This window comes from Streptomyces sp. NPDC000983, from assembly GCF_040299205.1.
Lineage (GTDB): Bacteria > Actinomycetota > Actinomycetes > Streptomycetales > Streptomycetaceae > Streptomyces.
Genome location: NZ_JBEPBM010000012.1, coordinates 120,093 through 141,738, shown reverse-complemented (window position 1 = coordinate 141,738; position 21,646 = coordinate 120,093). Strand labels below are relative to the sequence as shown.

General features: G+C 73.0%; 15 protein-coding genes. 11 read left to right on the top strand and 4 right to left on the bottom strand.

Going from position 1 to position 21,646, the window contains the following annotated elements:
- Positions 1-91: 91 nt before the first annotated feature.
- Both ABT296_RS16500 and ABT296_RS16495 read left to right on the top strand, forming a co-directional pair.
- The gene (locus ABT296_RS16500) at positions 92-613 is read left to right on the top strand and encodes a GVDTG sorting domain-containing protein (protein ID WP_351927724.1); all 522 of its coding nucleotides are present in this window, start codon (positions 92-94) and stop codon (positions 611-613) included.
- Between the two features lie 108 nt (positions 614-721).
- Positions 722-1,345, top strand: coding sequence for a class F sortase (locus ABT296_RS16495; RefSeq protein ID WP_351927722.1), 624 nt, complete (start codon positions 722-724; stop codon positions 1,343-1,345).
- 411 nt (positions 1,346-1,756) lie between these two features.
- Here ABT296_RS16495 and ABT296_RS16490 read toward each other — a convergent pair whose 3' ends face one another.
- The gene (locus ABT296_RS16490; RefSeq protein WP_351927720.1) at positions 1,757-2,539 is read right to left on the bottom strand and encodes a sulfite exporter TauE/SafE family protein; all 783 of its coding nucleotides are present in this window, start codon (positions 2,537-2,539) and stop codon (positions 1,757-1,759) included.
- A gap of 210 nt (positions 2,540-2,749) precedes the next feature.
- Between ABT296_RS16490 and ABT296_RS16485 the strand changes: the two genes are divergently transcribed.
- The 6 genes from ABT296_RS16485 (at position 2,750) to ABT296_RS16460 (ending at position 9,812) form a co-directional block, all read left to right on the top strand.
- Positions 2,750-4,024, top strand: a complete 1,275-nt coding sequence (locus tag ABT296_RS16485) for an NAD(P)/FAD-dependent oxidoreductase (RefSeq protein WP_351927718.1) — start codon at positions 2,750-2,752, stop codon at positions 4,022-4,024.
- The gene (nirB, locus tag ABT296_RS16480; protein ID WP_351927716.1) at positions 4,024-6,645 is read left to right on the top strand and encodes a nitrite reductase large subunit NirB; all 2,622 of its coding nucleotides are present in this window, start codon (positions 4,024-4,026) and stop codon (positions 6,643-6,645) included. Before ABT296_RS16485 ends, nirB begins: the two co-directional genes overlap by 1 nt.
- On the top strand, positions 6,642-6,992 hold the full coding sequence (gene nirD, locus ABT296_RS16475; RefSeq protein WP_351927714.1) for a nitrite reductase small subunit NirD: 351 nt from the start codon (positions 6,642-6,644) through the stop codon (positions 6,990-6,992). The genes nirB and nirD overlap by 4 nt, the downstream gene beginning before the upstream one ends.
- Before the next feature lie 120 nt (positions 6,993-7,112).
- Entirely contained in the window at positions 7,113-7,757 is a 645-nt protein-coding gene (locus ABT296_RS16470; protein WP_351927712.1) for a LysE family translocator, read from the top strand.
- Between the two features lie 261 nt (positions 7,758-8,018).
- Positions 8,019-9,176 carry an alkaline phosphatase PhoX gene (locus ABT296_RS16465; protein WP_351927711.1) on the top strand — a complete coding sequence of 386 codons (1,158 nt, stop codon included), beginning with the start codon at positions 8,019-8,021 and terminating at the stop codon, positions 9,174-9,176.
- Between the two features lie 222 nt (positions 9,177-9,398).
- Complete coding sequence (locus ABT296_RS16460; protein WP_351927709.1) at positions 9,399-9,812, top strand: LAETG motif-containing sortase-dependent surface protein; 414 nt, start codon at positions 9,399-9,401, stop codon at positions 9,810-9,812.
- Between the two features lie 162 nt (positions 9,813-9,974).
- On the opposite strand, the gene ppdK is transcribed toward ABT296_RS16460, so the two are convergent.
- Both ppdK and ABT296_RS16450 read right to left on the bottom strand, forming a co-directional pair.
- A complete protein-coding gene (gene ppdK / locus ABT296_RS16455; protein ID WP_351927707.1) occupies positions 9,975-12,680 on the bottom strand; it encodes a pyruvate, phosphate dikinase in 2,706 nt (901 codons plus the stop codon).
- A gap of 406 nt (positions 12,681-13,086) precedes the next feature.
- On the bottom strand, positions 13,087-14,283 hold the full coding sequence (locus ABT296_RS16450; protein WP_351927705.1) for an ROK family protein: 1,197 nt from the start codon (positions 14,281-14,283) through the stop codon (positions 13,087-13,089).
- Positions 14,284-14,403: 120 nt separating this feature from the next.
- Between ABT296_RS16450 and ABT296_RS16445 the strand changes: the two genes are divergently transcribed.
- From ABT296_RS16445 to ABT296_RS16435, 3 genes are all read left to right on the top strand, one after another.
- On the top strand, positions 14,404-15,837 hold the full coding sequence (locus ABT296_RS16445) for an MGH1-like glycoside hydrolase domain-containing protein (RefSeq protein WP_351927703.1): 1,434 nt from the start codon (positions 14,404-14,406) through the stop codon (positions 15,835-15,837).
- Positions 15,834-17,774: an amylo-alpha-1,6-glucosidase gene (locus ABT296_RS16440; RefSeq protein WP_351927701.1), complete on the top strand. Its 1,941-nt coding sequence runs from the start codon at positions 15,834-15,836 to the stop codon at positions 17,772-17,774. The genes ABT296_RS16445 and ABT296_RS16440 overlap by 4 nt, the downstream gene beginning before the upstream one ends.
- 787 nt (positions 17,775-18,561) lie before the next feature.
- Positions 18,562-20,301, top strand: coding sequence for an alkaline phosphatase family protein (locus tag ABT296_RS16435; protein WP_502977265.1), 1,740 nt, complete (start codon positions 18,562-18,564; stop codon positions 20,299-20,301).
- Positions 20,302-20,478: 177 nt separating this feature from the next.
- On the opposite strand, the gene dusB is transcribed toward ABT296_RS16435, so the two are convergent.
- Positions 20,479-21,618: a tRNA dihydrouridine synthase DusB gene (gene dusB, locus ABT296_RS16430; protein ID WP_351927699.1), complete on the bottom strand. Its 1,140-nt coding sequence runs from the start codon at positions 21,616-21,618 to the stop codon at positions 20,479-20,481.
- Between the last annotated feature and the right edge of the window lie 28 nt (positions 21,619-21,646).

Here is a 21,646-nt window from a genome sequence, read left to right as displayed (position 1 = left end):
CCAATTCTGACGGCGTCTCAGGAAGCGTGCGGGGGCCGCTGCCACTTACCTCGGAAGGGCAGCCGCCACCGCTGAGCCCGAAGGAGCGCCGATGCGCCGTACCGCCCGCCTGCTGTCCGGGAGCGCACTCGCCGTCGCCGCCACGGGGCTGCTCACCGCGCCCGCCCACAGCGCCGGGACCGGCGGCCTGGAGGTGTACCCGTCCTCGGTGGTGCCGGGCGACCGGGTCACCGTGAACACGTCGGCCTGCGCGGACGGCGGTACGGCGCAGGGCGACGCCGGCGCGGTCGGCGCGGGGGCGTTCACGCTGGCGCCGAGCGCCCACGAGCGGGACGCGATCGGACAGTTCCGGGTGCCGCCGAGCGCGCAGCCGGGGACGTACGAGATCACCGCGGCCTGTGCCGGGGGCGGGCGGAAGGTGACGGGTGACCTGGTGGTGACGCTGACCTCGCAGCGGCAGCCGGTGCATCCGCGAGGAAGTGTGAAGACGGGGGTCGGTGGTGCCTTGGGCCCCGATCCCGTGCAGACCGCGGCCGGTGTGGCGGCTCTCGCCGTCGCCGCCGCGGGCGGTACCTGGCTCCTGCATCGCCGGGCGAGAGGCGATGGGATCTGACGGACACCCTCCGCTGTCCGTCCCGCCGGTACCGCATGTCCCCTCCCCCTCCGGGTCCGATGCCCCTCGCGGCCCGGAGGGGGACCGGGGTCCGTGAAGGAGGCTCGCGTGCGCCGATGCAGCAACACCGCGATAGCGGCCGTCACCGTGGCCGCCCTGTGCTCCGGGGCCTGGCTGCTCGGCAGCGGCGCCGCCGGGCACGCCCCGCCGCAGCCGTCCGCCGCCCAGGCGCAGGCCGAGCCCGCCGACCGCGAGCCGGCCGCCGCGCCCGCGCTGCCGCCGTCCCCGCCACGCCGGATCCGCGTCCCCTCGATCCGGGTGGACGCCCCCCTGACGGGCCTCGGCCTCACCGCCTCCGGCAGTCTCGACGTCCCGCCCGCCGAGCGGCCCGGCCTGGCCGGCTGGTACGAGGCCGGCACCACGCCCGGCGAGACGGGCACCGCGATCGTCGCGGGGCACGTCGACAACGCCGACGGGCCCGCCGTCTTCTACCGCCTCGGCGCCCTGCGCAAGGGCGCCACGGTGGAGGTGGACCGCGGCGACGGCGGCACGGCCGTCTTCACGGTCGACTCCGTGGAGGTGTACGACGCGCGGGACTTCCCCGACGAGAAGGTCTACGGCGCGGCGCGGCGGCCCGAGCTGCGGGTGATCACCTGCGGCGGCGGCTACTCGCGCGCCACCGGCTACCGGGGCAACGTGGTCGTCTTCGCCCACCTGACGGGCAGCCGCTGACGCCGGGACCCGGCCCGGGGCACGACCCGGGCGCGGCGAAGGCTCCGGCCCGACCCGGCCCGGCTCGGCTTGGCTCAGCCCGGCCCTGCCCGGCTTGGCCCGGCTCACCTCTGCCCTGCCCGGCTTGGCCCGGCCCGGCCCAGCTCGGCTCGGCCCGGCTCGGCTCGGCTCAGCTCGGCCCGGCTCGGCTCGGCTCAGCTCGGCCCGCCCGGCTCGGCTCGGCTCGGCTCGGCTCGGCCCGGCTCAGCTCGGCCCGGCCCGGCTCGGCTCGGCTCGGCCCGGCCCGGCCCGGCCCGGCTCAGCTCGGCTCGGCTCGGCTCGGCTCGGCTCGGCTCGGCTCGGCTCGGCTCGGCTCGGCTCGGCTCGGCTCGGCTCGGCTCGGCTCGGCTCGGCTCGGCTCGGCGGCTGGGCCTACGCCACCCACTGCCCGTACGCCAGGTTCGCGACCAGGGCGAACACCACCGTCAGCAGGACGATGCGGACGAACCCGCTGCCCTTCTTCAGGGCCGTGCGGGCGCCGAGGGTGCCGCCCGCGAGGTTGAACAGGGCCATCACGCCGGCCAGCTGCCACAGCACCGCGCCCTGCCAGGCGAAGGTGGCGAGGGCGCCCGCGTTGGTACAGCAGTTGACGATCTTGGCGGTGGCGGAGGCGGAGACCAGGTCGAGATGGAGGACCGCGGTGAGGGTCAGCACGAGGAAGGTGCCGGTGCCGGGGCCGATCAGTCCGTCGTAGAAGCCGATGCCGAGGCCGGCGAGGCCGATCGCGGCGAGGATCCGGCGCCGGGAGGCGGGGCCGGCCGCCGGGGCGGTGCCGAAGGCGGGGCGCAGGATGACGAAGGCGCCGACCGCGAGCAGCACCACCATGATCACCGGCTTGAGGACCTCGGTGCTCATCCCGGCGGCCAGGAACGCCCCGCCCGAGGACCCGGCCAGCGCGGCCACGCCGATGCGTACGGCGGTGCGGACGTCGACGGGGGCCCTGCGGGCGTAGGTCACGGCGGCGGCCGAGGTGCCGACGATGGCGACGGCCTTGTTGGTGCCGAGCGCGTGGGCGGCGGGCGTGCCGGAGGGCAGGCCCAGCAGCAGCGCGGGGAGCAGCAGCAGTCCGCCGCCGCCGACCACGGCGTCGATCCAGCCGGCCGCGAACGCCGCGAGGCAGAGGACGACGAGCACGGTCAGCGATATGTCTGGCATGGTCCGGACCTTAAGGACGGGATACATGCCGTGTCCAACTACCTGAGGGCTTTCTGAGGTCGGCCGGCCCCGGCACCCCCTCCTCACAGCCCGCCCCGGCCCCGCGCCGGGAACCCTCACACCCGCTCCGGGGCCTCGCTGAGGGCAGAGTTCCCCGCGTGAAACAGACGTGATGCGGTCGGGTAACACCCGCACCGCACGCTCATTGGCATGACCTCGAATACGCGTGTGGTGGTGATCGGCGCCGGCCTCGCGGGCGTACGGCTCGCCCGGCGGCTCGGCGAGCTCGGCACGCCCGCGCTGCTGATCGGCGAGGAGGAGCACCGGCCCTACAACCGGGTCCTGCTCGCCGAGGTGCTGGCCGGGCGGTACGCCCCCGAGGTGATCGCGCTGCCCACCCCGGACGGACTGCTCCGCACCCGGGTCACCGGCATCGACCGGGACGGGCGGGTCGTCGAGTGCGCGGACGGCTCGAAGATCGCATACGACACGCTGGTCCTGGCGACCGGCTCCAACCCGGTGCTGCCGCCGCTGCGCGGACTGTTCACGGCCGACCACGAGCTGCCCGAGGGCGTGCACGCGTTCCGCACCATGGACGACTGCCTGGGCCTGTCCAAGGCGGTCCGGCCGGGTGTGCGGGCCGTCGTCATCGGCGGCGGACTGCTCGGTGTCTCCGCGGCCCGGGCGCTCGCCGTGCGCGGCGCCCAGGTCGTGCTCGCCCAGCAGTCCGAGCGGCTCATGGAGCGCCAGCTCGACCCGGGCGCCTCCAAGCTGGTCCTGCGGCACCTGAAGGACCTGGGCGTCGAGGTGCACACCGAGTGCCGGGTGCGTGACGTGCGCTGCGTCGGCGGCGCGGTCCGCTCGGTGGAGATGGCCGACGGCTACGCCCTCGGCGCCGACCTGGTGGTGCTGGCCTGCGGGGTGCACCCGAAGGTGGGCCTCGCCAAGGAGGCCGGTCTCGCCGTGCACAAGGGCGTCCTGGTCGACGACGAACTGCGCACCTCCGACCCGCACATCCGGGCGATCGGCGACTGCGCCCAGCACGACGGCACCCTCTACGGGCTCGCCACCCCGGCCCTGGAACAGGCCGACGCGCTGGCCGAGCTGCTCGCCGGCGACGCCCGCGCCCGCTACACCGGCACCCGGGCGCTGACCCGGCTGACGCTGCACGGGACCGGCGCGTCCGACCCCGGCGCGTCCGACCCCGGCGCGTCCGACCCCGGCGCCTTCGGCCTCAACGCCTTCGACCTCGCCGCGTTCGGCGAGACCGAGGCGCTCCCCGGCGACGACGTCGTCCAGCTCACCGACGCCACCCGGGGCACCTACCGCAAGGTCGTGGTCCGCGAGGACCGCGTCGTCGGCGGGGTCCTCGTCGGCGAACTCGGCACGGTCGGCGCGCTCGCCCGCGCCTGGGAGGGAGCAGAGCCGCTCCCTTCCGACGGCGCACCCCTGCTCCACCTGCTCACCAACGACGGAGGCTCCTGATGACCGCCACCCCGGGGGCCACCCCCACGATCGTGCTCGTCGGCCACGGCATGGTCGGCCAGCGCTTCCTCGAAGCGCTCGCCGAGCGCGGTCTGACCGCCACGCACCGCGTGGTCGTGCTGTGCGAGGAGCCGCGTCCCGCCTACGACCGCGTCGCCCTCACCTCGTACTTCTCCGGCAAGACGCCCGAGGACCTGTCCATGACGGACATGGAGTTCATCGAGCGGCACGGCATCGAGCTGCGCATCGGCGACCCGGCGCTGACCGTCGACCGCGAGGCCCGCAAGGTCACCGCCGAGTCGGGCGAGGTCTTCGAGTACGACGTCCTGGTCCTGGCCACCGGCTCCTTCCCGTTCGTGCCGCCGGTCCCGAACAAGGACGCCACCGGCTGCTTCGTCTACCGCACCATCGAGGACCTGCTCGCGATCGAGGAGTACGCGAAGAGCGCCACGACGGGCGCGGTGGTCGGCGGCGGACTGCTCGGCCTGGAGGCGGCCGGCGCACTCAAGGGCCTCGGACTGACCTCCCACATCGTGGAGTTCGCGCCCCGGCTGATGCCGGTGCAGGTCGACGAGGGCGGCGGCGCCGCGCTGCTGCGCACCATCGAGGACATGGGCCTGAGCGTGCACACGGGTGTGGGCACGCAGGAGATCGTCGTCGACGACCGGGGCGTCGTCACCGGCATGAAGCTCTCCGACGGTTCCGAACTCGCCACCGACCTGGTGGTGTTCAGCGCCGGTGTGCGCCCCCGCGACCAGCTGGCCCGCGACTGCGGCCTGACGGTCGGCGAGCGCGGCGGCATCGCGGTGGACGAGCGGTGCCGGTCACTGAACGACCCGCACGTCTTCGCGATCGGCGAGTGCGCGCTGGCCTCCGACGGCCGGGTGTACGGCCTGGTCGCCCCCGGCTACGAGCAGGCCCTGACGGCCGCCGCCGCGATCGCCGACGACGAGGCCGAGGACCTGGCGTTCACCGGCGCCGACCTGTCGACCAAGCTGAAGCTGCTCGGCGTGGACGTCGCCTCCTTCGGCGACGCGCACGGCGCCACCGAGGACTGCCTGGACGTCGTCTACTCCGACTCCCGCTCGGGCCTGTACAAGAAGCTGGTCATCGGCCGCGACGGCACCCTCCTCGGCGGCATCCTGGTCGGCGACGCGGAGGCGTACGGCACGCTGCGCGCCTTCACCGGCTCGGTCCCGCCGGTCTCCCCCGAGTCGCTGGTGCTGCCCGCCGGGGCCGGCGCCCCCGCCCAGCTCGGCCCGTCCGCGCTGCCGGACGAGGCGATCATCTGCTCCTGCCACAACGTCTCCAAGGGCGCCATCCGCGGCGCGGTCACCGACCACCAGTGCACGACCGTGCCCGAGGTGAAGAAGTGCACCAAGGCCGGCACCGGCTGCGGTTCCTGCGTCAAGGTCCTCGGCCAGCTGGTCACCGCCGAGCTGGAGGCCAGCGGCGTCGAGGTCGACAAGGGCCTGTGCGGCTGCTTCGCGCAGACCCGCGAGGAGCTGTACGAGATCGTCCTCGCCCTGCGCATCAACACCTACCAGGACCTCCTCGACCGCTACGGCCGCGACGACGCCCGGGGCGGTGACGGCTGCGACGTCTGCAAGCCGGCCGTCGGCTCGATCATCGCCTCCCTCGCCCCGACCATCGGCGCCAGCGGCTACGTCCTGGACGGCGAGCAGGCGTCCCTGCAGGAGACCAACGACCACTTCCTCGCCAACCTCCAGAAGAACGGCTCGTACTCGGTCGTGCCGCGCATCCCCGGCGGTGAGATCACCCCCGAGGGCCTCATCGTGATCGGCGAGATCGCCCGGGACTTCGGCCTCTACACCAAGATCACCGGAGGTCAGCGGATCGATATGTTCGGCGCCCGCGTCGAGCAGCTCCCGCTGATCTGGACCCGCCTGGTCGACGCCGGCTTCGAGTCCGGCCACGCCTACGGCAAGTCGCTGCGCACGGTGAAGTCCTGCGTCGGCCAGACCTGGTGCCGCTACGGCGTCCAGGACTCCGTCCGCATGGCGATCGACCTGGAGCTGCGCTACCGGGGCCTGCGCTCCCCGCACAAGCTGAAGTCGGCGGTGTCGGGCTGCGCCCGCGAGTGCGCCGAGGCCCAGTCGAAGGACTTCGGCATCATCGCCACCTCCAACGGCTGGAACCTCTACGTAGGCGGCAACGGCGGCGCCACCCCGCGCCACGCGGACCTGCTCGCCCAGGACCTCGACGACGCCGGGCTGATCCGGCTGATCGACCGCTTCCTGATGTTCTACATCCGCACCGCCGACCGGCTGGAACGCACCTCGACCTGGCTGGAGCGGATCCCCGGCGGCCTGGACCACGTGCGCGACGTGGTCGTGGAGGACTCCCTCGGCATCTGCGAGGAGCTGGAGTCCCTGATGACGGACCACGTCTCCCACTACGCCGACGAGTGGGCGACCACCATCAACGACCCGGAGAAGCTCGCCCGGTTCGTGTCCTTCGTGAACGCTCCGGACACCCCCGACCCGGTCGTCGGCTTCGTCCCCGAGCGTGACCAGATCAAGCCCGACCTGCCGCTGCTCTCCATCGGCATGCGCACCACCGACACGGCAGACGTCCTGGAAGGAAGCGCCCAGCGATGACCCTGGCACCCGAGACGACCGACCTCAAGATCCAGCTCCAGCTGGCGGACGGCTGGTTCACGGTCTGCGACCTCGACCAACTGCTCCCCGGGCGCGGTGTGGCGGCCCTGCTGCCGGACGGCGGCCAGGTGGCCCTCTTCCGGGACCGCGGCGGCGCCCTCTACGCGATCGACAACCGCGACCCGTTCAGCGGCGCGGGAGTGCTCTCCCGCGGGCTGACCGGCTCGCTCCAGGGCCGTCCGTTCGTGGCGTCCCCGCTGCTGAAGCAGCGGTTCGACCTCGCCTCCGGGCAGTGCCTGGACGACGAGACGGTACGGGTGACGACGTACGAGGTCCGCGCGGCCTGACCGGACCTCACGCCGAGGCCCGTCCGGAGGAGGACTCCGGGCGGGCCTCGGGCCTGTCGCGCCGGAGGTCACGGGAAAACGGCTGGCCCGGGGGCGGCACCCGCTGCTTCCATGGCGGGCATGGTGTCCTCCGACCGTCTTCTCGCCTTCGCGGCCATGTCGTTCCTGCTGATCGTGGTGCCCGGCCCCAGCGTGCTGTTCGTCGTCGGGCGGGCGCTCGCCCAGGGCCGCCGGGCCGCCCTGACGACGGTGGCCGGCAACACCGCCGGCGCCTATGTGCTGGTGCTGGCCGTGGCGCTCGGCGTCGGCTCCGTCGTGGAGCGTTCGGTGCTGCTGTTCACGCTGCTCAAGCTCGCCGGGGCGGCCTACCTCGTGTACCTCGGCGTCAGGGCGTGGCGGGACCGCGGGTCGCTGCGGTCCGTGTTCGCCGACGACGCGGCGACGGTGGCGCAGGGCGGTCTGCGGACGTTCTGGGAGGGGTTCGCGGTCGGCGTGACCAACCCCAAGACCATCGTGTTCTTCGCCGCGGTGCTGCCGCAGTTCGTCGACCGGGGCGCCGGGCACGTCACGGCGCAGATGCTGCTGCTCGGCCTGGTCTTCAACGCCATCGCGCTCGCCTCGGACAGCGTCTGGGGCCTGGCGGCGGCGACCGCCCGCGGCTGGTTCGCCCGCTCCCCGCGCCGGCTGTCCATGGTGGGCGGCATCGGCGGCATGACCATGATCGGCCTCGGCGTCACGGTGGCGGCGACGGGCCGCAAGGACTGACCACCGGGCGCCTGCGCGGCAGGCGCGGCACAGCGAGGCGGAGCGGGACGGCACCCCGCGCCGTCGCCCGCCCGCCGGAGCCCGCCCGCCGCGGGCCCGCACGGCGAGCCTTGGCCAAAGGGCGGTGCGGTGCCGTCACGACCTGTCCACGGTCCGTCAACCCAAGGCCCCCGGGCGCGGTAACCCCGCCCTTCTAGCGTCCCTCTCCGCACGACCCCGCCGCCGGCCGGCGGCGGGGCGGTCTCCACCCCTGGAGCGAGAGTGGAACGTCGTACAGTCCTGCGTGCGGTCGTCCTCGGCGGGTCCTCCGCCGTCCTCGGCGGAACCCTGTGGCGCGGCGCCGCGTACGCCGCGCCGGCCCAGCCCGGCACCGGCCCGTACGGAGCGCTCGGTTCGCCGGACGCCAACGGCATCAGGCTGCCGAGCGGCTTCACCAGCCGGGTGATCGCCCGGTCCGGCCAGACCGTCCCGGGAACGTCGTACACCTGGCACAACGCCCCCGACGGCGGCGCCTGTTACGCGGACGGCTCCGGCTGGATCTACGTCTCGAACTCGGAGATCAACCCGGGCGGCGGGGTGAGCGCGGTGAAGTTCTCCGCCGCCGGCGCGATCACCGGCGCGTACCGCATCCTCGCCAACACCCGCACCAACTGCGCGGGCGGCAGGACCCCGTGGAACACCTGGCTGTCCTGCGAGGAGGTCTCGCTCGGCTACGTCTACGAGACGGACCCCTGGGGTGTGAACGCGGCCGTCCGCCGGGACGCGATGGGCCGCTTCAAGCACGAGGCGGCGGCGGCCGACCCGGTCCGCCAGGTCGTCTACCTCACCGAGGACGAGACCAACGGCCGCTTCTACCGCTTCGTCCCCACCACCTGGGGCGACCTCTCCTCCGGCACCCTCCAGGTGATGGTCGCCGGCTCCGCCACCTCGGGCTCGTTCAGCTGGGCGAACGTCCCCGACCCGGACGGCTCCCCGACCTCCACCCGCACCCAGGTCTCCGGCTCGAAGTCCTTCAACGGCGGCGAGGGCTGCCACTACGCCGACGACACGGTGTGGTTCACCACCAAGGGCGACAACCGGGTCTGGCAGCTCAACCTCGCCAACAGCACCTACGAGCTGGCCTACGACGACTCCCTGGTCTCGGGGACGCCTCCCCTCACCGGCGTCGACAACATCACCGGCTCCTCCTCCGGCGACCTGTTCGTGGCCGAGGACGGCGGCACCATGGAGATCTGCGTCATCACCCCGGACGACGTGATCGCCCCCTTCCTCCGCATCGACGGCCAGTCGAGCTCGGAGATCACCGGCCCGGCCTTCTCCCCCGACGGAACCCGCCTGTACTTCTCCAGCCAGCGCGGCACGTCGGGCAGCTCCTCGGGCGGCATCACGTACGAGGTGACCGGGCCCTTCCGCAGCTGACGGACGAACACCCGCTCCCGCATGGAACACCCGTGCGGGAGCGCGCCCCAAGGGCCCCCGCCTCGCGGAGAGTTACCGCCTGGTCACGTCACGCTTGCATCACAGGTCCACGGAACCGCCACACCCCCACACACCCCTCAATAGCGTCGGCACCTCGAATCCGGCCGATCGCCTCCGATGTGATCAGGTGCGCGGATATCTGTACGAACCGAGGGGGGTTCCATGAACCTGTTCCGCATGTCCACCGTCCTGGCCGCAGCCGGACTCGCGCTGGCCGTCGTGCCGGGCACCGCCCGGGCCCACGAGGGCGACCACCCGTTCGCGAACTGCTCCGAGGCGTACGCCAACGGGTACGCCAACATCGCCGAGGGCGACGAGCACTACGGGACCCATCTGGACCGCGACGGCGACGGCGTCGGCTGCGACCAGCCACCCGCGGACTTCGAGCCGGCCGAGGACGCGGCGGCGGACACCGGCGAGGACACGGCGGCCGGGGACGCGTCCGAGGGCGCCGACCTCGCCGAGACCGGCGGCAACGGCGCCACCCCCTACCTCGCGGGCGGCAGCGTGGTGGTCATGCTCGCCGGGGCGGGCGTGCTGATGGCGGTGCGGCGACGCCGTGCGCCGCAGGAGTAGGGCCTGTCGCGCGTCGCGGGGCCGCTCCCCGCGGCAGGCCCCGGGCAGCCCGAAGGGGCGGCACCCCCGCACGGGTTGCCGCCCCTTCTCTGGGCGATCCGGAGCCGGCGTGGATCGGTGTTGAGGGTCGGGGACCCACGACGGCTCCGGAGCGGGTGAGGGTCAGCGGTGGTCGCTGCCCTCGGACTGGGTGGCCGCACGCCCCGCTTCGAGACGGGCGACCGGGATGCGGAACGGGGAGCAGGAGACGTAGTCCAGACCCACCTCGTGGAAGAAGTGGACCGACTCCGGGTCACCGCCGTGCTCGCCGCAGACGCCGAGCTTGAGGTCGGGACGGGTCTCGCGGCCCGCCTGCACCGCGGACTTCACCAGCGAGCCCACGCCGTCCTTGTCGATGGTCTCGAAGGGGCTGACGCCGAAGATGCCCTTCTCCAGGTAGGCGGTGAAGAAGCTGGCCTCCACGTCGTCCCGGCTGAAGCCCCACACCGTCTGGGTGAGGTCGTTGGTGCCGAAGGAGAAGAACTCCGCCGCTTCCGCGATCTGACCGGCGGTCAGCGCGGCCCGCGGCAGCTCGATCATGGTGCCGATGGCCAGCTTCAGCTGGACGCCGGTGGCGGCCTCGACCTCCGCGATGACCTGGTCGGCCTCCTCGCGGACGATCTCCAGCTCCTGGACCGTGCCGACCAGCGGGATCATGATCTCCGCGCGCGGGTCGCCCTTGGCGTTCTTGCGCTCGGCGGCCGCCTCGGCGATGGCCCGTACCTGCATGGTGAACAGGCCGGGGATGACCAGGCCCAGGCGTACGCCGCGCAGACCCAGCATCGGGTTCTGCTCGTGCAGCCGGTGCACGGCCTGGAGCAGGCGCAGGTCGTTCTCGTGCGGGTCCTTGCGGGACTCGGCGAGGGCCACCCGGACCGACAGCTCGGTGATGTCGGGCAGGAACTCGTGCAGCGGCGGGTCCAGCAGCCGGACGGTGACGGGCAGGCCGTCCATCGCGGAGAACAGCTCGACGAAGTCCTTCTTCTGCAGCGGCAGCAGCTGCTTGAGGGAGTCCTCGCGCTCCTCGTCGGTGTCGGCGAGGATCAGCCGCTCGACCAGCTCGCGTCGGTCGCCGAGGAACATGTGCTCGGTGCGGCACAGGCCGATGCCCTGGGCGCCGAAGCGGCGGGCGCGCAGCGCGTCCTCGGCGTTGTCGGCGTTGGCGCGCACCCGCAGCCGGCGCTTGCGGTCGGCGAACGCCATGATCCGGTGCACGGCCTCGACCAGCTCGTCGGCGTCCTGGGCGCCGGCGTGCATCCGGCCCTCGAAGTACTCCACGACCGGGGACGGCACGACCGGGACCTCGCCCAGGTAGACCTTGCCGGAGGAGCCGTCGATCGAGATGAGGTCGCCCTCCTCGACGACGTGCCCGCCAGGCACGGTCATCCGGCGCCGCTTGGTGTCGACCTCCAGCTCCTCGGCGCCGCAGACACAGGTCTTGCCCATGCCGCGGGCGACCACGGCCGCGTGCGAGGTCTTGCCGCCGCGGGAGGTCAGGATGCCCTCGGCCGCGATCATGCCGTCGAGGTCGTCGGGGTTGGTCTCCCGGCGGACCAGGATGACCTTCTCGCCCGAGCGGGACCACTTCACCGCGGTGTACGAGTCGAAGACGGCCTTGCCGACGGCCGCGCCCGGCGAGGCGGCGATGCCCCGGCCGACCTGCGCGACCTTGGCCTCCTCGTCGAACTTCGGGAACATCAGCTGGGCGAGCTGGGCGCCGTTGACGCGCTGGAGCGCCTCGGCCTCGTCGATCAGGCCCTGGTCCACCAGCTGGGTGGCGATGCGGAAGGCGGCGCCCGCCGTGCGCTTGCCGACGCGGGTCTGGAGCATCCACAGCTGGCCGCGCTCGATGGTGAACTCGATGTCGCAGAGATCCTTGTAGTGGTTCTCCAGGGTCTCCATGATCTGCATCAGCTGGTCGTACGACTTCTTGTCGATCGACTCCAGCTCCGCGAGCGGGACGGTGTTGCGGATGCCCGCGACCACGTCCTCGCCCTGCGCGTTCTGCAGGTAGTCGCCGTAGACGCCCTGGTGGCCGGAGGCGGGGTCGCGGGTGAAGGCGACGCCGGTGCCGGAGTCCGGGCCCAGGTTGCCGAAGACCATGGAGCAGATGTTGACGGCGGTGCCCAGGTCGCCCGGGATGCGCTCCTGACGGCGGTAGAGCTTGGCCCGGTCGCCGTTCCAGGACTCGAAGACCGCCTTGATGGCGAGGTCCATCTGCTCGCGCGGGTCCTGCGGGAAGTCCCGGCCGGCCTCGGTCTTGACGATCCGCTTGAACTTGGTGACCAGCTTCTTGAGGTCGGCCGCCTCCAGCTCGGTGTCGACGGTGACCTTCTTGGCCGCCTTCGCCGCCTCCAGGGCCTCCTCGAAGAGCTCGCCGTCGACGCCGAGGACGGTCTTGCCGAACATCTGGATGAGGCGCCGGTAGGAGTCCCACGCGAAGCGCTCGTCGCCGGCCTGCTCGGTGAGGCCCTTCACCGACTTGTCGGAGAGGCCGATGTTCAGGACCGTGTCCATCATGCCGGGCATGGAGAACTTGGCACCGGAGCGGACCGACACGAGGAGGGGGTTGTCGGCCTGGCCGAGCTTCTTGCCCATCTTCGTCTCGAGGGCGTCGAGGTGCGCACTCACCTCGTCACGCAGTGCCGCCGGCTCCTCGCCGCTGTCGAGGTAGACCTTGCAGGCCTCGGTGGTGATGGTGAAGCCGGGGGGTACCGGAAGGCCCAGGTTGGTCATCTCGGCGAGGTTCGCACCTTTACCGCCCAGAAGGTCCTTGAGCTCCTTGTTGCCCTCGGTGAAGTCGTAAACGAACTTATTGTTTTCCGACACGGGTCCCAACTCCTCGAGGACTCGGTGGCTGCCCTGACGGCGAGGAACATACCCAGATCGAAGGCACCTGGGTACGTCCACTTGTGCGTCATGCGCCTGTAACCAGCCGCCGGCCAGGGGATCGAAAGTCAAGGCTTGGCAAGGAAGCGCACCGTCATGCGTTCACCTCTTGAACGAATGAACTCTCATGGACCCCCATTTTCGCTCATCTGAGCGTCGATTCTCACGTCTGATTTCGATCGATGAACGATCAAGGGGTGGCACGGAGTGCCACCCCTTGGAGAAGTGCAGCGGGTCAAGATTCGCTCATCTGAGCGCAACCCTTATCAAGGGTGGCGAGAATCACGCCGCCGCGAGGGCCCCGATGTCACCATCCGGACCGCTTCCCGAACACGAAACACCGTGGTCACACGCCGAGTGCGGAGAGCCGCTCCTCGGCCCGCTCCGGCGCGTACAGATGCTCCACGACCAGCGCACCCGCCCCCACCAGGCCCGCCCGCTCGCCGAGGCGGGAGGTGACGACCTCCAGATGAGCGGTGGAGCGCGGCAGCGCCCGCTGGTAGAGCAGCTCGCGCACACCGGTGAGGAAGGCGGTTCCGGCCAGATCCCCGGCGATCATCAGGACCCCGGGGTTGAGCAGGGTGACCACCGTCGCCAGGACGTCCCCGACCTGCCGTCCCGCCTCCCGGGCCAGTCCCACGGCCTCCGGATGCCCGGAGGCCAGCAGATCCCGTACGTCCGAGCCGGAGGCCGCCCGCACCCCCGCCTCGGCGAGCCTGCGGGCCACGGCCCCGCCGCTGGCGACGGCGGCCAGACAGCCGTAGGAGCCGCAGCGGCACAGGGCGTCCGCGCCGACCCGGATGTGGCCGATGTCCCCGGCGCCGCCGTCCACGCCCCGGAAGAGCGAGCCGTCCACCACGACGCCCGCGCCGATACCGGTGGAGACCTTGACCAGGACGAACGCCGAACAGTCCGGGTATCCGGTGCGCTGCTCGCCGTACGCCATCAGGTTGGCGTCGTTGTCCACCAGGACGGGGACCCGGGGCGCTCCGGTGTGCTCGGTGAAGGCGCGGGCGAGCCGGCCGCGGATGTCGTAGCCGTCCCAGCCCGGCATGATCGGCGGCTGGACGACCCGGCCGGTCTCGCTGTCGACCGGCCCCGGCACCGCGACCCCGATGCCGCAGACCTCCGACGCCCGGTGTCCGGCCTTCTCCAGCAGTTCGGCGAACCAGCGGCCCAGCTCGCCGAGGACCGTCTCGGGCCCGTCCTCCACGACCAGCGTGCCGCCGTGCTCGGCGAGGATCTCGCCGGTCAGCGACAGGACGGCCGCGCGGGCGTGCCGGGTGTCGAGGTCGGCGGCGAGGACGACGGCGTGCTCGTCGTCGAACTCCAGAGTGATGGAAGGGCGCCCGCCCTGCGGGGAGTCGACCGGGCCGCCGGCCCCCTCGCGCAGCCAGCCGGCCCTGAAGAGCCGGTCCAGGCGCTGGCCGACGGTGGCCCGGGAGAGTCCGGTGACCTGTTGCAGGGCGCCGCGTGTCGTGGCCCGGCCGCTGCGGACCAGTTCGAGCAGATCGCCGGCGCTGACCTGACCTCGACCCGTCATGCGCACCCCCTTGTGTTTCTCAAGTCTGCATTACATATTGAGTTTTGCGTGTTAAATAGACGTAACCCTACGGTGGCCATCGCCGAACCGGCCGGCCGAGTCGTCTCCCGGGAGTCCCGAGTGGATCGCACCGCCGAGCTCGTCGCCCGTCCCGCGGCGCCCGCTATTGCATACGATCCGGCCGACCGGCCGCGATCGCTGCATGTCAGGGCCGCCCGGGTGCTGGAGGACAACTGGACGGGCAGCTCCACGGTCCCCTCGCGCGGGCTGTATCCGCACCAGTGGTCCTGGGACTCGGCGTTCATCGCGATCGGCCTGCGGCACCTGTCGCCGCTGCGGGCCCAGCGGGAGCTGGAGACGCTGCTGGACGCCCAGTGGGGCGACGGCCGGATCCCGCACATCGTCTTCAACCCCTCCGTCCCGCTCGACGCGTACTTCCCGAGCCCCGACTTCTGGCGCTCCTCGACCGCGGGGCGCGCTGCGGGCGCCCCGCGCACCGTACAGACGTCCGGCATCGTGCAGCCACCGGTGCACGCGCTGGCCGCCTGGCTGGTGCACCGCGCCGACCCGGGGCTCTCCCGTCAGCGGGGCTTCCTGGCCCGGGTGTACCCGGGGCTGGCCGCCTGGCACCGCTACCTGCTGCACCGGCGGGACCTGGGCGGCGGGGGCCTCGCGTCCGTGGTCCACCCATGGGAACAGGGTATGGACAACAGCCCCTGCTGGGACGCCCCGCTGGCCCGGGTCCTGCCCGCCCCGGCCCGCTCCTTCCGCCGGGCCGACCTCGACCACGGCGCACCCGAGGACCGGCCCACGGACCTGGACTACGGGCGGTACGTGCGCCTGGCGACGGACTACCGGGACAGCGGGTACGCGGACGGCGAGGCGGGCGGCCGGGCGGGCGCCTTCGCGGTGGAGGACCCGGCGTTCAACGCCCTGCTCATCGCCTCCGAGCACGCCCTGGCGGGCATCGCCCACGAACTGGGGGCGGCCGGCACCGCCCGGCACGCGCGCGCCGAGCGGCTGACCGGCGTCCTGGTGGACCGGCTGTGGGACCCCGAGCGCGGGATGTTCCTCTGCCGGGACGTGCGCGGCGGCGGACTGATCCCGGAGCGGAGCGTCTCCGGTCTGATCCCGCTGCTGCTGCCGACGCTCCCTCGGGAGATCACCGCCGCCCTGGTCCGCACCGCGCGCGGACCGCACTTCTCGCTCGGCGCCGCCACCCGCCTGGTGCCGAGCTACGACCTGCTCGGCGAGGCCTTCGACCCGCACCGCTACTGGCGCGGCCCGGCCTGGTTCAACACCGGCTGGCTGCTGGAGCGGGGCCTGCGCACGCACGGCGAACGGCACCTGGCCGACGGCCTGCGCCGGTCGGTGCTGGAACTGGCGGACAGCTCGGGGTTCGCGGAGTACGTGGACCCGTACACCGGTGCGGCCTGCGGCACCGCCGACTTCGGCTGGACGGCGGCGCTCGCGCTGGACCTGCTGCACGGCGAGCCCTCGTGGGACACCCACGGCACCGGCACCACGGAGATCAAGGGAGGGGACCGGGGATGACGGACCGACATCATCTGCTCGTGCACGGGGAGACGTTCGCCGCCGTGGGCGACGGCGGGGACATCAGCGGCGTCCGGGGCGCCGGCAGCTCCCCGGACGGATTATTCGTACGGGACGCCCGCCATCTGAGCCGCTGGCAGCTGACCCTGGACGGCGCGGTGCCGGAGTCCCTGACCCCGGTCGCCGACGGCGACACCGCGCGCTGCGTCCTGGTCCCCCGGGGCGGGCGCCGGGAGCCCCCCGCGTACACGCTCTTCCGCGAACAGGCCGTGGGGGACGGCGCGTTCGTCGAGTCGATCCGGGTGACCAGCAACCTTCCGGCGCCGGCCACGGTCCGGCTGGCGATCACCGCGGACGCCGACTTCACCGACCAGTTCGAACTCCGCTCCGACCACCGCACCTACAGCAAGTCCGGGGCCGTCCGCTCCCGGCAGGTCCTGGAACACGGCCTGGAGTTCACCTACCAGCGCGGCGAATGGCGCTCCTGTACGACGGTGACGGCCGAGCCGTCGCCGGACGCGGTGGAGGAGACGGGCACCGGCGCCCGGCGCCTGGTGTGGACCTTCGACCTCGAACCGCACGGCACGACCGAACTGGCGCTGCGGGTGATGGCCCGCCCGCACGGCGACCGGCGCGCCCTGCGGGTACCCCGCTCCCCCGCCGCCCTCAACGAGCAACTGATCGCGCTGGAGGGCGAGTTCGTCGAGGGCGTCGCCTTCCCCACGGGCTGGCCGGAGCTGGCGGCCGCCTGCGCCCGCGGGCTCGCGGACCTGGCCTCCCTGCAGATCCCGGCGACCGGCCCGGACGGCGAGGAGCTGCGGGTCCCGGCGGCGGGTGCGCCCTGGTTCCTGACCCTGCTGGGCCGGGACGCCCTGCTCACCTCGCTGTTCGCCCTGCCCTACCGGCCCGGTCTGGCGGCGGCCACGCTTCCGGCGCTGGCCGCGACGCAGGCCACGGAGACCGGCGTGGACACGGTGGCGCAGCCCGGCAAGATCGTGCACGAGGTCCGCCACGGCGAGCTGGCCCACTTCGGCCAGGTCCCCTTCGGGCGCTACTACGGCTCGGTGGACGCGACGCCCCTGTTCCTGGTGCTGCTGGGCGCGTACACGGAACAGACCGGGGACCTCGGTCCGGCCCGCCGGCTGGAACGGCACGCCCGGGCCGCCGTCGCCTGGATGCTGGACCACGGCGGCCTCACCTCGCGGGGCTACCTGCTCTACCGGGCCGACCGGGGCGGACTGGCCAACCAGAACTGGAAGGACTCCCCCGGCGCGATCTGCTGGTCCGACGGCACGAAGGCGAGCGGACCGGTGATGGCGGCGGGCGCGCAGGGCTACGCGTACGACGCGCTGCGGCGCACGGCGGGGCTGTCCCGGACGGTGTGGGGGGACGAGACGTACGCGGCACTGCTGGAGCAGGCGGCCGGTGATCTGCGCGACCGCTTCCAGCGGGACTTCTGGATGCCGGAGCGGTCCTTCCCCGCGCTGGCCCTGGACGGCGAGGGCCGCCAGGTGGACGCGCTGGCCTCGGACGCCGGGCACCTGCTCTGGTCGGGCCTGCTGGACAAGGAGTACGGCGAGCTGGTGGGGCGCCGCCTGCTGGAACCGGACTTCTTCTCCGGCTGGGGGGTGCGTACGCTCGCCGCGGGCCAGCCCGCGTACCACCCGCTGTCGTACCACCGCGGCTCGGTCTGGCCGCACGACAACGCCCTGATCACCCTGGGCCTGGCCCGCTACGGCCTGCACGACGAGGCCCGGACGGTGGCGCACGCCCTGGTCGAGGCGGCCACCGCCACCGGCCACCGGCTCCCGGAGGTCCTGGCGGGATACGGCCGCGACACCCACCCGGAGCCGGTGCCCTACCCGCACGCGTGCGTACGGGAGTCCCGCTCGGCCACGGCACCGCTGGCGCTGCTCACCGCGGTGGGCGGGGCGTAGCACCTGCCGGACCCCTTGGCCCGCCGTTTGCCCGGTGTTTGCCGAGCCCTTGGCCGACCTGGCTGAACACGGGCGGGCGCGGCACCGTACGGGAGGACGGCGGGCTCCGGGCGCGCCGCACGACGCCGTCAGGGCCGCACGGAAGGACCACCGGGTGCCTGTCTTCACGCGCCTACGCCAACTCCCACGGCCTCCGGCCAAGACCGACGACCACCGGGACCCGCCCCCGGACGCCGGCCCCGACCCCGCGAGCGAGGCCGAGGGCACCGGCCCCCGGCCCGCCGACGGGGCCGCCCCCGCCGCCGTCGGCACCCCCGGGCGGACGGCACCCACCGCCCACCCCGCTGTCGCCGTCGGCGCCTCCGGGCATACGGCACCCGCCGGGAACCCCGAAGCTCCGACGACCGCCACCTCCGCAGACCCGGACGCCACCACCGGCACCGAGCCTGCGGCCGGCGGCGGCTCTCCTGAGCGCGAGAGCGCCACCGAGGACGGCGAGCGCTCACTCTCCGCCGAGGAACCCGAGCGGGCGGCCGCAGCCGACTCCGGCGCCCCCGCGCCCACGGCCCCCGCCGCCAACCGCGGCCCCGATCCCAAGGCCCCCGACGCCCACCACAACCCCGAACCCGCGGCCCCGGCCGACCAACGCGACCCCGAGCCTGCGGTGCCCGCCGACACCAGCACCCCCGACCGACCTGCCGGCCCACCCTCCGGTCTCCAGCGCGGCACCGCCACCTCCGCCGAAGGCCCCGAGCCCGCGGCCCTCGCCGAGCATCCCGAGTCCTCGGTGCCCACCGAGCATCCCGAGTCCACGGCCCCCGCCGCGAAGCCCGAGCCCGCGGCACCCTGCGAAGAACCCGACACCGCACCCCCCGCCGAAGCCCCGCACGGGAACCGGGTGCGCGCCGCCGTCCGCTGGACCGTCACCGGGCTCTGTGCCGTGCTCGTGCTCGGTTCGCTGCTGCTGCCGAACAGTCTGGCCGCCCTGCGCCCCGACCGGTTCACCCGGATTCCGGCGGAGGCGATCGTCGGCGCCGCCGTCCTGCTCACCCTGCCCCGCCGCGCGCGGACCGTCACCGCGGCCGTCGGAGGCACCGCGCTGGGCGCCCTGACCGTCCTCAACCTCCTCGACATGGGCTTCCGCGAGTACCTGGGCCGGGGCTTCAACCTGATCCTCGACTGGTCCCTCCTCGACGACGCACGCGCGTACATGGAGGACTCGATGGGCGACGCCACCACCGTGGCCGCCGCCATCGGCGCCGTGACGCTCGCCGTACTCCTCCTCGTCCTCACCGCCCTGGCCGCCGTCCGGCTCGCCGGTCTGCTGGCCGAGCACCGGCAGCGGGCGGCGCAGGCCACGCTCGTCGCCGCCACCGTCTGGATCACCTGCGCCACGCTCGGCCTGCAGTTCGCCGGGCTGCCCGTCGCCTCCGACCGGGCCGCGTCGGCGCTGGCGATCCAGGCGCGCCGGGTCCAGGACACCCTGCGGGACGAGGCGGCGTTCGCGAAGGAGGCCAAGGCGGACACGTTCGGCGCGACCCCCGCCGACCAGCTCCTGCCCGACCTGCGCGGCAAGGACGTCGTCATCGCCTTCATCGAGAGCTACGGGCGCAGCGCGATCGAGGACCCGGTCATGGCCCCCGGGGTCACCGGCACCCTGGACGCCCGTACGGAGGCGTTGGAGGCGGCCGGGTACCGGGCGAAGAGCGGGTGGCTGACGTCGGCGACGTACGGCGGGAGCAGCTGGCTCGGGCACTCGACCTTCCTGTCCGGGCTGTGGGTCGACAACCAGCAGCGCTATCGCACGGTCACCTCCGGCGACCACCTCACCCTGACCAAGGCGTTCCAGAAGAGCGGCGCCTGGGACACCGTGGGCGTCATGCCGGGCGTCCAGAAGGCGTGGCCGGAGGCGAGCTTCTACGGCCTGGACAAGGTCTACAACGCCTTCCAACTCGGCTACCAGGGGCCGAAGTTCAGCTGGTCGACGATGCCGGACCAGTATGCGCTGGAGGCGTTCCAGCGCCAGGTGCACGGCAAGAAGCGCGACAGGCCGCTGATGTCGGAGATCATCCTGACCTCGAGTCACCAGCCCTGGGCGCCGATCCCGGAGCTGGTCGACTGGGAGGACCTGGGCGACGGTTCGCTCTTCGAGGGCATCGAGAAGGCGGGCAACCGCCCGCAGGACGTCGTCACGGACACCACCAAGTCCCGCGAGGAGTACGGCAAGTCGGTCCAGTACTCGGTGACGGCCCTGACCCAGTGGCTGGAGCGCTACGGCACCGACGACACCGTCCTGGTGTTCCTGGGCGACCACCAGCCGATCGCCCGGGTCAGCGGCACCCGCGCCAGCCGGGACGTCCCGGTGTCCGTGGTGTCCAAGGACCCCGAGGTACTGAAGAAGATCTCCGACTGGAACTGGACGGACGGCCTACAGCCCGCCCCCAACGCCCCGGTCTGGAAAATGAACGCTTTCCGAGACCGCTTCCTGACGGCCTACGGCTCCGTACCCCACCCGACCAAGGGCTGAGCCAACCCACCCAGGGGCGCGGGGAACTGCGCGACCAGCCCCCACCGGCCCGCACCCGAACGCCCCACAACTCCGCACCCCACCCAACCAACGGCCAGCCAACCCACCCAGGGGCGCGAGGAACTGCGCGACCAGCCACAACGGCGCCGCACCCAACAACGGACCAGGGCGACCGGCCTAACCCCCGGACGTGTCCAGCTCCGCGTCCTCGCTCACACCCGCACAGTCATAGGGATCCTTCAACCAGCCGTCCGGCAGCACCACCCGGTTGTTGCCGGACGTCCGCCCCCGCGGCCCGTCCGCCCCGACCGGCCACGCCTGGTCGAGGTCGAGTTCGTCGAGCCCCGCACGCAGCGCGTCCAGGGACGAGGTGACCGCGAGCCGCTTGCGCATCTCGGAGCCGACCGCGAAGCCCTTGAGGTACCAGGCGACATGCTTGCGGAAGTCGATGACCCCGCGGGCCTCGTCGCCGATCCACTCCCCGAGCAGGGTGGCGTGCCGCACCATGATGTCGGCGACCTCCCGCAGCACGGGCGCCCGGAAGTCGTCCCGCCCCTCGAACGCGGCGACGAGATCCGCGAACAGCCACGGCCGGCCCAGGCACCCGCGCCCGACGACGACGCCGTCGCACCCGGTCTCCCGGACCATCCGCAGCGCGTCCTCGGCGGACCAGATGTCGCCGTTGCCGAGCACCGGGATCTCCGGGACGTGTTCCTTGAGCCGGGCGATGGCCTCCCAGTCGGCGGTGCCGCCGTAGTGCTGGGCGGTGGTGCGGCCGTGCAGCGCGATGGCGGTCACGCCCTCCTCGACGGCGATGCGGCCGGCGTCGAGGTAGGTGAGGTGGTCGTCGTCGATGCCCTTGCGCATCTTCATCGTCACGGGGAGGTCCCCGGCGCCGGAGACCGCCTCGCGCAGGATCGCCCGCAGCAGGTTCCGCTTGTACGGCAGCGCTGAGCCGCCGCCCTTGCGGGTGACCTTGGGCACCGGGCAGCCGAAGTTCAGGTCGATGTGGTCGGCGAGGTCCTCTTCCACGATCATGCGGACGGCCTTGCCGACGGTGACCGGGTCCACGCCGTACAGCTGGATCGAGCGCGGCGTCTCCGTCGCGTCGAAGTGGATCAGCTGCATCGTCTTGTCGTTGCGCTCGACCAGCGCCCGGGTCGTGATCATCTCGCTGACGAACAGGCCCTTGCCCGCGCTGAACTCCCGGCACAGGGTGCGGAAGGGCGCGTTGGTGATCCCGGCCATGGGGGCCAGGACGACGGGCGGCTGAACGGTGTGCGGCCCGATCTGCAGGGGCGAGGCGGTCGTGGGCATTCCTCCATTGTGCCGTGTACGGGCGGCG

Excerpts from the sequence above, each read along its gene's own strand:
- ABT296_RS16500 (WP_351927724.1), top strand. The coding sequence starts at position 92 with ATGCGCCGTACCGCCCGCCTGCTGTCCGGGAGCGCACTCGCCGTCGCC.
- ABT296_RS16490 (WP_351927720.1), bottom strand. The coding sequence starts at position 2,539 with ATGCCAGACATATCGCTGACCGTGCTCGTCGTCCTCTGCCTCGCGGCG.
- ABT296_RS16485 (WP_351927718.1), top strand. The coding sequence starts at position 2,750 with ATGACCTCGAATACGCGTGTGGTGGTGATCGGCGCCGGCCTCGCGGGC.
- nirB (WP_351927716.1), top strand. The coding sequence starts at position 4,024 with ATGACCGCCACCCCGGGGGCCACCCCCACGATCGTGCTCGTCGGCCAC.
- nirD (WP_351927714.1), top strand. The coding sequence starts at position 6,642 with ATGACCCTGGCACCCGAGACGACCGACCTCAAGATCCAGCTCCAGCTG.
- ABT296_RS16470 (WP_351927712.1), top strand. The coding sequence starts at position 7,113 with ATGGTGTCCTCCGACCGTCTTCTCGCCTTCGCGGCCATGTCGTTCCTG.
- ABT296_RS16460 (WP_351927709.1), top strand. The coding sequence starts at position 9,399 with ATGAACCTGTTCCGCATGTCCACCGTCCTGGCCGCAGCCGGACTCGCG.
- ABT296_RS16450 (WP_351927705.1), bottom strand. The coding sequence starts at position 14,283 with ATGACGGGTCGAGGTCAGGTCAGCGCCGGCGATCTGCTCGAACTGGTC.
- ABT296_RS16440 (WP_351927701.1), top strand. The coding sequence starts at position 15,834 with ATGACGGACCGACATCATCTGCTCGTGCACGGGGAGACGTTCGCCGCC.
- dusB (WP_351927699.1), bottom strand. The coding sequence starts at position 21,618 with ATGCCCACGACCGCCTCGCCCCTGCAGATCGGGCCGCACACCGTTCAG.